We start from the raw sequence: 10,416 nt of genomic DNA on the forward strand, positions 1-10,416 counted from the left end.
GGATTAACTCACTCACAAGTTGTATTGTCAGGGCTTCCTTCAAGCTCAGCATCTGAGTTAAAGTATTTCTCAACAATCGACTTTATTTGGTTAACATAAGCTATAGCCTTGTCCGCATTTTTTTGTTTGTAGTATTCCAAGGGGACAATATCTACAGCTCCATAAAAAGCCAACTCCCTATCTTTTCGCATCTCAAATGATATGTTTTCCAGCAAGGCTATTTCCTCGTCAGAAAGCTCTGGGAACCGTTCTCTATTTTCTGCTACTTGGCCACCAGGGTCATGGGTTTTGCCGTAGTTTATTCCCTTAATGATTAGGCAAGCTTTGATGAATAACTCAATGATTTCTTGGCACATCCGAACTACATCAGCGTAATCGCCAACCTCATAGAAGAATGACAACGCTTGGATGCGATAATTAGCCCTTTGATAGTAGTCTCTTGCTAATTTCTTTCTCATCGTTATTCACCCAATAGGGGATCCCCCGGCATACTTTATACGTAATTAAACTGTCACAGATGAGTTGATTGACTATATCCCTGATCTGCGTGATGCAGTTCTGCTTTTCATAGATGATGTGGTGGTTGGTAGCCACTTCATAAGTCAAGCTGGCTGGCCTGCATAGCTCTGTGGGCTTTAGCAAGATAAAGTTTATCTCCAAGCCAAGAAGTTTTTCTAGATCCCTGCAGGTAGGAAGCAGTAAGTCATCTCTGCTTCTGCAATCGGGTATATTCTCTGCAATTACTAATAAATCGAGGTCAGAGCCGTGAACCCATGAATTATTGGCGCGGGATCCATAGACAACAATAGCCCACAGATCCGAGCCAAAGACGGATTGAATTTTCTCTTGAATAAGCCGCGCTTGTGCTTCGGATATTCCTATGCTGCGCTTCTCTCTGCCCTGAAAGCCTGCAGACTCTTGTACGGTTGACATGGCTACCTTGCGCTGATCAGCTTATTCTGCAAAGACGCTGCTTGCGCCTTCGGCTGCTCATTTTAAGGCTAGAGTATTGTTACAATTTTACCCCAGCCCGCCATGTCCAGCACTTCTTTCCTACGCCGTTTCAGTTCCCGCCAGCAGCGGCTCAGCCATGTCTTTCTCAAAGATCGCCTGGCAAAGGCACGCACCTACAAGCGCATTGCTGGGTACTTTCGCTCTTCTATTTTTGAATTGGTGACTGAAGAGATTACACACATCGAGCAGGTGCAGATCGTCTGTAACAGCGACTTGGATCCCTGGGATATTGCCATCGGCAAAGCTTCCCGCCAGGCCAGAGAAATGGCGCTCAAAGAAAAATGGAACGAAGAGAAAGGAGAATTGATCACCAGCCTATTACAGCGCCCCCGCTACCGTCAACTTTACGAAATCCTCAAAAGCGGCAAAGTGGAAGTGCGAGTGGTGTCAGCCGCAGATGCCCCCTTTCTCCACGGCAAAGCAGGTGTTATTGAGGCAAGAGATGGCACCAAATCTGCTTTTATCGGCAGCCTCAACGAAACGCGGCAGGGATGGCAAGAGCATTACGAAATTGTCTGGGAAGACCAGTCGCCAGAAGGGGTTGCTTGGGTCGAAGCGGAGTTTCAGTACCTGTGGGAACGGAGTGTTCCTCTGCCAGAAGCGATTGTGGAAGAGGTGGGGCGATTATCTCGCAAGGTAGAGGTATTTCTTCAAGACTTGCAACCTGTCGATGTTCCTGGAGCCGCATTGGTGGAAGCCCCTCTCTATCGCCGGGGTGAGGTTCTCAAACCATGGCAGCAGTCGTTTGTGGAAATGTTCCTGGAACACCGAGAGCTGTATGGTGCAGTGCGACTCATTCTGGCAGATGAAGTGGGGCTGGGTAAAACCTTGTCTTTGGCGGTTGCGGCGATGGTGGCGTGCCTTTTGGAAGATGGGCCAGCCTTAATTCTTTGTCCGGCTACCCTCTGCCAGCAGTGGCAAGTGGAACTCAAAGATAAACTGGGCATTCCCTCTGCTGTGTGGCTCTCCAACCGCAAGGTATGGCAAGATGCCAATGGGCACATCATCAAAACCAAGGGTGCTGAAGGTATTGGCCGTTGCCCCTATCAAATTGGTATTGTTTCTACGGGTCTCATCTTTCACAATGCCCCCGAAGCCCAATGCCTTTTGGAACGACGCTTTGGCACGATTGTCCTGGATGAGGCCCACCGCGCCCGCTGTACCCGTGGTGTCACGGTAAGGGATCCCAAACCCAACAATCTCTTGGACTTTATGGGCAAGGCGGCCACCCAGTCCAAGCACGTCCTTTTGGGCACAGCCACCCCCATCCAAACCCATGTTGAGGAACTGTGGGATCTGCTGGGAGTGCTCAACAGCGGTGCCGAGCATGTGTTGGGACGACGGCATCAGCAGTTGTGGCAGCAGACGCAAAGGATCCTGCCCATCTTGACAGGACAACAAGCAGTGACCGACGAGCATTTTGCCTGGAATTTGCTCCGCAATCCTCTGCCGCCATCTGTTGAGGATCCCTTGTTTGACCACATCCGCAGCGATCTGAAGCTCTTCAAAGGTCAACACTTCACAGATAAGCCCCTGACGGAATTGGAGGACTTCACCCGCCAAGAACTGCGAGATGCCCTGGAAGAGCGCCAACAGGGGCTGACTTTTTTCCAGCGACACAACCCAATTCTGCGCCATACCGTATTGCGAAAACGCTCTACCTTGGAAGAATTGGGCTTGCTTGAGCGGATTGCCGTCGATATTTGGCCGAGCGAGGGAGAGCAATTGCCCATGTTCTGTGGGCTGGGTTTGCTCACTTCTCCCGAATTTGATGTGGCCTATGAAGCTGCCCAAGATTTTGCTAGGGCTTTGAGACAGCGTACCCAATCCGCTGGGTTTATGAAAAGCATCATGCAAAGCCGGATCTGCTCCAGTATTGCCAGCGGCCTATCTACGGCTCAGAAACTACTGGAAAAGCGGCGTTTTTTTGAGGAGGACGGAGAAGAAGATTGGCTGTTAGACAACCTTCCAGAGATTTTAGAGGCAGAATACGCCCATTTGGAGCGCATTGTTAGCGTCTTGAGCCAAAAGAGCACGGATCCCAAACTCGATGCCGTCCTCTATTTCCTACAGGAACGACACTGGCTGGACTTGGGATGCATCATTTTCAGCCAGTATTTTGATACCGCCCATTGGGTGGCCAACAACCTGAGCCAACGTCTGCCTCAAGAAAGTGTGGCTCTCTATGCAGGCGCCCACAAGTCGGGTTTGTTTTTTGCCGGAGAATGGCGGAGCGCAGAGCGGGAAGATATCAAGAGAGCCGTGCGAGAGCGTACCATTCGGCTGGTGGTGGCCACCGATGCTGCTTGTGAAGGTCTGAATCTCCAAACTTTGGGCACGCTGATCAACATTGATCTCCCTTGGAATCCTTCCCGCCTAGAGCAGCGCATCGGGCGGATCAAGCGCTTTGGTCAGACCCGCGACCGTGTGGACATGCTCAACCTGGTGTACCACGGTACCCACGACGAAAAGGTATACGAGGTGCTTTCTCAGCGGATGAAAGATCGCTACGACTTGTTCGGTTCTTTGCCCGATACTATCGAAGATGAGTGGATTGAGAATATCGAAACTCTGGAGGCCAAATTGCAGGAGTTTACAGAGCGCAAGAAACAGGCCAACGCTTTTGAGCTGCGCTACGCAAGCACAGTTGAACCCAAAGGCCCAAGATGGGAGACCTGCGAAAAGGTGTTGTCCCGTCGGGATATTGTGGAACGTCTTTCAGAAGGGTGGTAGCCATATATCAGCCAATTCGATATGCTTCTGCCAATGGGCTGGAAAAAGTTGCCTCTGACCACGAGTTAATACGGGCGGAAGTGCCTTGACCATGCTAGGCTCCAGCCCGAAAAATCTGCTCAGCCGTGAGGTTTAATTCAGGGAAAACTTTAGAGCGAATCCGGTCATTGCCCCGAAATAATTGCGCCTGATATTCCTCATTGACCAGTTGGAAAACCGAGATTGTGGGAACCTTCGGCTCACCAATGTACCGACGACCCCCCAACGCTTGGTAGTCAACGATCCAGTATTCGGCAATACCTAACGTCTCGTAGTCACTCAGCTTATGCCAGTAGTCATCTCGCCAGTTGTTGCTGGTAATTTCAATGACAAGAGGAATAGAGGTTCCGTGGATGAGCGTCGAGGATTTCTGCCACAGGGGTTCTCTGGCCAAGGCGGTACGGTCAATCACCACCCCATCAGGAGCGTAGGCAGTATCGCCTTCCGGCGCCTTGATCAAGGTGTCCCGACCTAGAAAATAGTTGAGGTTGCACCTGCGGATTTCTAATGCCAATTCGATGGCAAGAAAACCACTGATTTCATCATGTTTCCCTGTGGGCTGCATCTCAACCGCAACTCCGTTGTGTAGTTCGTATCGTCTGTTAGGTTTCCACTCCAGAAACTCAGCAAAAGTCATTGGCTTAGAAGACACAGCATAGGTAGCAGTCATAGTTTTTCCTCCCTTGAATGAGTTAAAACGCCCTAGATACTTCTGCAAACATTGTCGCCCATCTCATCCTTTAATAGTCTTTTATGGCATAGCCGTGTAACCCTAGCCAGAGCCGGATGTAGATATCTAGCAGAATCACTTCAGGCATTCCCAACTTGCCTCATCTACGTTTCAAGTGGGGGAGTAGGTTCTTGTCAGGAGCGTGTTGCATTTGAATCTTGCTCTAATTCAATATCACCGTAAATGTCTGCCAGGGAAAAAGTGATGTTGACAGATGGCAGCGTAACAACATCATCCAGGGCATGGTAGTCCCTGAAGATCCACTCGACATTTCCCTGGCGGCGGTAGTGTTCTACACTGATTCGAGCTTGGTCAATTAGCAGATACTCCTGTAAAGTTGGGAGAGAGCGATAGGCAGCAAACTTCGCTCCTCTATCGTAGCTTTCGGTGGCAGGCGAGAGCACTTCCACAATTAAGATAGGGTTAGTGACAGTATCCTTGCGCCCTTCTTTAAGCTGAACTGGGTTTTGGATCACCATACCATCGGGATAGACATATTGTTCGAAGGCAGGTATGTTATGTAAAGTCTGAGATCACTAGAAAAAACGGAAAAACCCTTGCCTCTTAGCTTAAGCCAAAGTAGGGCATTGACACTGGTAATCAGTTGGCTATGAATGGGTGTGCCGCCAGTTATCTCAATAATTTCCCCATTGCGAAATTCACGGCGGATCCCGCCTGTGGCCTCTGATTCAGCTTCCAGGGCAAAGTATTCCTCTGAAGTGTGGGTTTTACGGGGGGCGAGGGCAGTGGTCATGGCATCTCCTCAGGCAGCGGCAGAATGGCTCAAACGGTCAGTCGGGTGTCGGGAAGCTCGACGCGGTGGCCTTCGGGTTCTCTCGGTCGCAAGTGCAGCCAACCTCTCTGTATCCTTCGTCGGCCTCTCCATGATGAGAGGTATCCTGCGATTCTGGGGTAAAGACCGGTGGTGGGGAGCCGACGCTTTTGTTATCCTGTCGCATAAGCTCCCCCCTGGGATCGCGAGGGAAAGTGGGCCAACCTTGCCTGACGCTAGATTAGATGCCAGCACAGGCCACATGATGTCGTGTCAGCAGGACTTGGTTCTCATTGGCAGGCTTGGAGAGAGGACGTGACCTGATGTTTACTTGGCTCTGGACGAAACAATTTTCTCGCTTGAATCAGAGGCTACAGAGCCTGGAGGTAGCCCGCGAGGAAAACCTTCTGTCTCCCGATCTGAGCGCCCAAACTCTGCAGGTGGCCCCCGACTTTTGGGAACGGCAGCACCAAGCCTTTGTCTATGTGGACAAGCAAATGCAAAGGCTCAGCCGTCGCAGCAAGATTTGGGGAGGAATGGCGCTGTTGGCCATTCTGGCCGATGCGGCTCTGATAGTGGCAGGTCTGACGGCGTTTCAGTCTTGGCAGCAGGTGCAGGCGGATCGCCAATTAACTCGCATTGCCCAGCAGACTGCGGCTGCCGATCCTGTGCAGCGAGCTTTTGAGGATCTGGTGGCCCAATTGCCCCAGATGAGCGGGGTAGAGCGATATCGTGCCCTAGAGGCGTTGCAGGCTCTCTCGGCTATCTCGATGGCGCACGGCGGCTATTCCTACGACGGTTCTGCGGGTATTTCTGTGTACAGCTCTGCTCTCCCAGCAACCCCTCTTGAGGCTCAACTGCAAACCATTTACCGGTTGGGGCAAATGCGGGTGGTGGAGGCGGTGCCGGCTTTGCTGACCAAGCTTGCGGACGATGAACCGGTGGTGCGGGAGGCGGCAGCCCGTGCCCTCGGCCAAATTGGGGATCCGCGCGCCTTGGATCCCTTGCACGATCTTCTGGCCTATGAGCCCAATGAGTTGGTTCAAGATGCGGCTATTGCTTCGATTGCGCAACTGCTGCGCTAAAGGGAAAGTTAGACAGGGGTGGGGGTTGAGGCAGTGGGGATGAGTATCGGCAAAATGAGCAGGCTGGGCAAACTGCTGGGGGTGCTCTGTTGGGTGTGGGGATCCGCTCTGCCGGTTTGGGCGCAGGATCCCTTCCGCAGCGGGGACAATGCCCGCCCCATCAGCCCAGAGGTAGCCGCAGCTTTTGAAGAGTTCTTCTGTGCAGGCCGCTACAGCCAGAGCCGGGAAAAGCTGGAAATGGCCAAGAAAGCCTCTCCCGAAGAGCCGATGGTCTATGCCCTGTTGGCAGCGCTGGCCTATCAGGAAGGAGATCTGGAAGCATTTGCCCGGTTGGCTACCCAAACCCGACAGGTGGCTGCCGAGCTGAAAAAGACGGATCCCTTGCGTGGCAACCTTTACGAGGGTGTGGGCTACGGGCTAGAGGCAGCCAACATTGTGGTGCGAGATGGGGTGGTCATCGGTTTGCCCAAGGCTCTGCCCACCCTCAATCAATTGTTTGCCTCCATCCGGGCCGCCCAGGCAGTGGACAGCAGCGATCCGGAGCTGAATCTGCTCAACGGCTACATGGATTTGCTGCTGACCTACCGGGAGAAGGCTCTGAATCAGTTTCGGATGGCAGCGCCTGACTATCTGTCCTACCGCGGCCAAGCTCTGGCCTACCGGGATATGAAGCGCTTTGACGAGGCATTGGAGGCGGTGGATCGGGCCATTGCTGCTTCCTGCAACAACCCGGAGCTCTATTACCTCAAGGCGCAAATTTTGGTTTCCAAAGGGCAAGACCGAGAGGCCGTCCCCCTTTTCGATCAAGCCCTGCAAGCTTCTGCCCAACTGCCCCAACCTTTGGTGGAGCAAATCCAGATGGAGCGGGATCGCGCTGCCCAACGCAGTGGGTTGACCGGCCAGTTGCCGGCTGCACCTAACCCCTGAAGGGATCCCATGAGCCTGCGCATCAGCGGCAAACGAGCGCTGCAAACTCCCACTGGCTTGGGCACCCGACCCACCCCTGGCCGGGTGAGGCAGGCCTTGTTCAACATCTTGCAAGGGCAGGTAGAAGGCTGTCGCTGGCTGGATCTGTGCTGTGGAGCCGGTACGGTGGGGGCAGAAGCCCTGTGTCAGGGGGCCGCTTTTGTGGCCGGGATCGAGATTGCCGCCCCTGCCTGCCGCATCATCCGAGCCAACTGGGCCAAGGTGGCGCAGCCGGGGCAATCTTTCCAGGTCATTCAGGGGGATGCCCGCAAGCTGCTCAGCCGAGGGCTGGGTTTGGATCCCTTTGACTACGTCTATTTTGCCCCCCCCTACGCGGCGGGTCTGTATGCCCCTCTGCTGCCCCTGATCCCACCCCTGCTGAAGCCAGGGGGAACCCTGATCGTCGAGCATCGCAGCGGCCATGACCTACCCGAACAGGTGGGATCCCTGCTGCGCTTTGACCAACGAACCTATGGGCAAACGGCCCTCGCCTTCTATCGCCATCTGGAAGAGCAGCTCTAGCTGGGGAAGGGAGTGCTGACGAAGCCGATTTCCAAGAGCTGCTGGTAGGCTTGGGTGCCCAGCTCGCGGGTTGGGCTCTGGCTGTTGATGACCTGGATCAGCCAGCCCACGGCCTCTTCCGGTCGCCCGGCGGCGCGATAGACCACGGCCAAATCGTAGGCGGCTTGATCCCGGGCTTGGGCGGCAACACGGGCCAGCTCCCGCTGTTCTTCGGAGATGCGGTTTTGGATCCCGGCGAAGGCGCGGGAGAGATCTTGGTGGTAGTTGGAGCGCTGGTTGTAGGCGTTGAACACCTGCTGCAGCAGCTCGACAGCCTGGTCGTAGTTTTGCGCTTGGATGGCGGCATTGGCTTCGGCGGCCAGTTGTTCGGCTCGCAATGCGCTGAGGGCGCTGCTGGGCTGCTCTAGGGCGCGAAACTGCTGCGGATTGGGAATAAGCTGCTGTCCGGCAGGGAGCTGCTGAGCGGTGGCCCAGAAGGTGGAGCCCACGCCCAGGACAAGGCCGAGCAGTACGCCGAAAACCAACCGCGCCCAAGAACGGCGCAGAAGGCTGAGCCCCTGTGCGATGGCGTCCTGGCGATAGCCTTGGGAAGCAACAGCGGGACGTCGTCCGATCATGTGCGGGTAACCCCCAAAACCTCTCTTGACCCGTTCCACTTTACCCTACTCCTCGGGTCTTTGCTGCAGCTCAGGGATCCCTTTGGAGCGAGACTGGGAGGAGATGGGCTTCTTGAGCTTGGGCGGAGAGGAGCTGGGCGAGTTGGGTGGCTCTGGAGGCTTTTCCGGCAGCAGCGGTAGGTTGAGAATCAGCTCATACATGCGCAGGTATTCCAGCGCCGAGCGGTGCCAACTGAAATCGCTGGCCATGCCCCGCTTCTGCAGCGCTTGCCAAGTTTCTTTGTGCTGGAAGGCTTCCCAAGCCCGCGCCAGACAGGTGTAGAAGTCCAGGGCTTCGTAGCGGTCAAAGCAGTAGCCGGTGCCGATCCCCTTGCTGGGGATGTGGTGGCTGACGGTATCCACCAGCCCCCCCGTGCGGCGGACAATGGGCACACACCCATAGCGCATGGCGATCATCTGGCTGATGCCGCAGGGCTCAAAGCGGCTGGGCATCAAAAACGCATCTGCCCCCCCGTAGATCAACTGGGCCAGCTTGGGTTGGTAGCCTTTTTGGTAGGCCATTTTGCCCGGGTGCCGCTCGGCCATCTCCCGGATCCGCCCTTCGTAGTAGGCTTCGCCGCTGCCTCCCAGCAAAACAAATTGCGCGTCGCTGTAGGCCAAAAAGCGATCCAAGGCTTGGATGAGCAAGTCGATCCCTTTTTGCTCCACCAAACGGGCCACCATGCCCATCAGAAAGGTATCTGGGTTAACGGTCAAGCCCAACTTGGCCTGTAGCGTGGCTTTGTTGGTCGCCCGCCCGCTGAGATCATCGATGCTGAAATTGGCTTCTAGGTCTGGGTCGGTGCGGGGATCAAATCTGTCGATGTCGATCCCATTCAAAATTCCGCGCAACCGTTCCCCTTTCCAGGCCAACAAGTCCTGCAGTCCTTCCCCATGCAGAGGGGTGCGAATTTCCATCGCATAGGTGGGCGAGACGGTGTTCACTTGGTCGGCGTAGAGGATCCCGGCAGCCATGGTGTTGTGGGCAGAAAAATACCAGGGCAGCCAGGTCATGCGCTCCAGTTGCCAGCGCCAGGGCCCTTGGTAGGCCAGGTTGTGGATGGTGAACACCGTGCCAATATCGGGAGCTTGGTGCATCCAGGCCGGGATCATGCCGGTGTGCCAATCGTGGCAGTGGATGATGTTGGGTTTCCAGGGGTAGTAAGTCCAGGCAAATTCGGCTACGGCGTTGGCAAAAAAGGTGAAGCGCCAGAACTCGTCCTCGCCGTAGTAGATGCGGTGGGGAGCAAAGCAGTAGTGGCTGACCAAGTAGAGGGGCACATCGGTGCCGGGCAAAACGCTTTCGTAAATATCGGCCACCTGACCCATGACCTGTTTAGACCAGATGGGATCTTTCGAGCGGGGGTATTGCCCTGGTTCCTGGCCGAACTTGTCCCAGAGAAAGCCATACAGAGGCATGATGATGCGGACATCCTGACCCAGCTTGCGCAAAACGACAGGCAGGGATCCCACCACATCCGCCATGCCCCCCACCTTGGCCAAAGGTGCTGCCTCTGCCGCTGCGAACAAAATCTTGGCTTGAACCACGATGCCCTCCCTGTTGTTGTGGGCTCCGCTCCGCCGCCGTGAACGGATCCCGGCTCAGTTGCCCTCAGCCAAAACCCTTCCCATCCTAAAACACAAGGGATCCCTGCGCCGGATGAGCTGAGGCAGCGCTTCTTCCTGAGGCTGTGTTGCAACTTATTGATTTTTCGTAAGATGGAAGGACAGTGCTGCTTAGAAATGTTGCAGGCGCTGCTGTATTGCACTTTATTTGTCGTCATTGTTCTGGAGATATCGTCCTATGACCATAGCGGTAGGGCGCGTGCGTCAGGAGCGAGGATGGTTCGACATCGTCGATGACTGGCTCAAGCGCGACAGATTCGTGTTCATCGGCTG

The 10,416-nt window shown here is 54.8% G+C and carries 11 protein-coding genes; 4 read left to right on the plus strand and 7 right to left on the minus strand.

Going from position 1 to position 10,416, the window contains the following annotated elements; translation table 11 throughout:
* Nucleotides 1-8: 8 nt before the first annotated feature.
* Nucleotides 9-458, minus strand: a complete 450-nt coding sequence (locus ACVWYZ_RS12540) for a HEPN domain-containing protein (protein WP_414398902.1) — start codon at nucleotides 456-458, stop codon at nucleotides 9-11.
* Nucleotides 418-933, minus strand: coding sequence for a nucleotidyltransferase domain-containing protein (locus tag ACVWYZ_RS12545; RefSeq protein WP_414357407.1), 516 nt, complete (start codon nucleotides 931-933; stop codon nucleotides 418-420). Before ACVWYZ_RS12545 ends, ACVWYZ_RS12540 begins: the two co-directional genes overlap by 41 nt.
* Nucleotides 934-1,035: 102 nt before the next feature.
* Between ACVWYZ_RS12545 and ACVWYZ_RS12550 the strand changes: the two genes are divergently transcribed.
* Nucleotides 1,036-3,747: a phospholipase D-like domain-containing anti-phage protein gene (locus ACVWYZ_RS12550; RefSeq protein ID WP_011433328.1), complete on the plus strand. Its 2,712-nt coding sequence runs from the start codon at nucleotides 1,036-1,038 to the stop codon at nucleotides 3,745-3,747.
* Nucleotides 3,748-3,841: 94 nt separating this feature from the next.
* Here the strand turns inward: ACVWYZ_RS12550 and ACVWYZ_RS12555 are convergent, their stop codons facing one another.
* The 3 genes from ACVWYZ_RS12555 to ACVWYZ_RS12565 form a co-directional block, all read right to left on the minus strand.
* The gene (locus tag ACVWYZ_RS12555) at nucleotides 3,842-4,456 is read right to left on the minus strand and encodes a Uma2 family endonuclease (protein WP_414357405.1); all 615 of its coding nucleotides are present in this window, start codon (nucleotides 4,454-4,456) and stop codon (nucleotides 3,842-3,844) included.
* A gap of 194 nt (nucleotides 4,457-4,650) precedes the next feature.
* Nucleotides 4,651-4,995, minus strand: a complete 345-nt coding sequence (locus ACVWYZ_RS12560) for a Uma2 family endonuclease (protein ID WP_457467240.1) — start codon at nucleotides 4,993-4,995, stop codon at nucleotides 4,651-4,653.
* A complete protein-coding gene (locus ACVWYZ_RS12565; RefSeq protein ID WP_457467241.1) occupies nucleotides 4,989-5,270 on the minus strand; it encodes a Uma2 family endonuclease in 282 nt (93 codons plus the stop codon). The genes ACVWYZ_RS12560 and ACVWYZ_RS12565 overlap by 7 nt, the downstream gene beginning before the upstream one ends.
* Before the next feature lie 341 nt (nucleotides 5,271-5,611).
* On the opposite strand from ACVWYZ_RS12565, the gene ACVWYZ_RS12570 reads away from it, so the two are divergent.
* From ACVWYZ_RS12570 to rsmD, 3 genes are read left to right on the plus strand one after another with little or no spacing between them, the layout of a single operon-like run.
* Nucleotides 5,612-6,373, plus strand: coding sequence for a HEAT repeat domain-containing protein (locus tag ACVWYZ_RS12570; protein WP_457395512.1), 762 nt, complete (start codon nucleotides 5,612-5,614; stop codon nucleotides 6,371-6,373).
* 39 nt (nucleotides 6,374-6,412) lie between these two features.
* Nucleotides 6,413-7,300 carry a Sll0314/Alr1548 family TPR repeat-containing protein gene (locus tag ACVWYZ_RS12575; RefSeq protein ID WP_414408414.1) on the plus strand — a complete coding sequence of 296 codons (888 nt, stop codon included), beginning with the start codon at nucleotides 6,413-6,415 and terminating at the stop codon, nucleotides 7,298-7,300.
* A 9-nt stretch (nucleotides 7,301-7,309) separates the two neighbouring features.
* Complete coding sequence (gene rsmD, locus ACVWYZ_RS12580; protein WP_457467242.1) at nucleotides 7,310-7,861, plus strand: 16S rRNA (guanine(966)-N(2))-methyltransferase RsmD; 552 nt, start codon at nucleotides 7,310-7,312, stop codon at nucleotides 7,859-7,861.
* Here rsmD and ACVWYZ_RS12585 read toward each other — a convergent pair.
* A complete protein-coding gene (locus tag ACVWYZ_RS12585) occupies nucleotides 7,858-8,478 on the minus strand; it encodes a hypothetical protein (RefSeq protein WP_457467243.1) in 621 nt (206 codons plus the stop codon). The two genes, rsmD and ACVWYZ_RS12585, sit on opposite strands and share 4 nt — an antisense overlap.
* A gap of 45 nt (nucleotides 8,479-8,523) precedes the next feature.
* The gene (glgA, locus tag ACVWYZ_RS12590) at nucleotides 8,524-10,065 is read right to left on the minus strand and encodes a glycogen synthase GlgA (RefSeq protein WP_457467244.1); all 1,542 of its coding nucleotides are present in this window, start codon (nucleotides 10,063-10,065) and stop codon (nucleotides 8,524-8,526) included.
* Nucleotides 10,066-10,416 lie beyond the last annotated feature (351 nt).

It is taken from the genome of Thermostichus sp. MS-CIW-37 (assembly GCF_054060065.1).

Bases quoted from the DNA above. Each gene is read 5' to 3' on its own strand.
- ACVWYZ_RS12540 (WP_414398902.1), bottom strand. From the start codon at position 458: ATGAGAAAGAAATTAGCAAGAGACTACTATCAAAGGGCTAATTATCGC.
- ACVWYZ_RS12545 (WP_414357407.1), bottom strand. From the start codon at position 933: ATGTCAACCGTACAAGAGTCTGCAGGCTTTCAGGGCAGAGAGAAGCGC.
- ACVWYZ_RS12550 (WP_011433328.1), top strand. From the start codon at position 1,036: ATGTCCAGCACTTCTTTCCTACGCCGTTTCAGTTCCCGCCAGCAGCGG.
- ACVWYZ_RS12555 (WP_414357405.1), bottom strand. From the start codon at position 4,456: ATGACTGCTACCTATGCTGTGTCTTCTAAGCCAATGACTTTTGCTGAG.
- ACVWYZ_RS12560 (WP_457467240.1), bottom strand. From the start codon at position 4,995: ATGGTGATCCAAAACCCAGTTCAGCTTAAAGAAGGGCGCAAGGATACT.
- ACVWYZ_RS12565 (WP_457467241.1), bottom strand. From the start codon at position 5,270: ATGACCACTGCCCTCGCCCCCCGTAAAACCCACACTTCAGAGGAATAC.
- ACVWYZ_RS12570 (WP_457395512.1), top strand. From the start codon at position 5,612: ATGTTTACTTGGCTCTGGACGAAACAATTTTCTCGCTTGAATCAGAGG.
- ACVWYZ_RS12575 (WP_414408414.1), top strand. From the start codon at position 6,413: ATGAGTATCGGCAAAATGAGCAGGCTGGGCAAACTGCTGGGGGTGCTC.
- rsmD (WP_457467242.1), top strand. From the start codon at position 7,310: ATGAGCCTGCGCATCAGCGGCAAACGAGCGCTGCAAACTCCCACTGGC.
- ACVWYZ_RS12585 (WP_457467243.1), bottom strand. From the start codon at position 8,478: ATGATCGGACGACGTCCCGCTGTTGCTTCCCAAGGCTATCGCCAGGAC.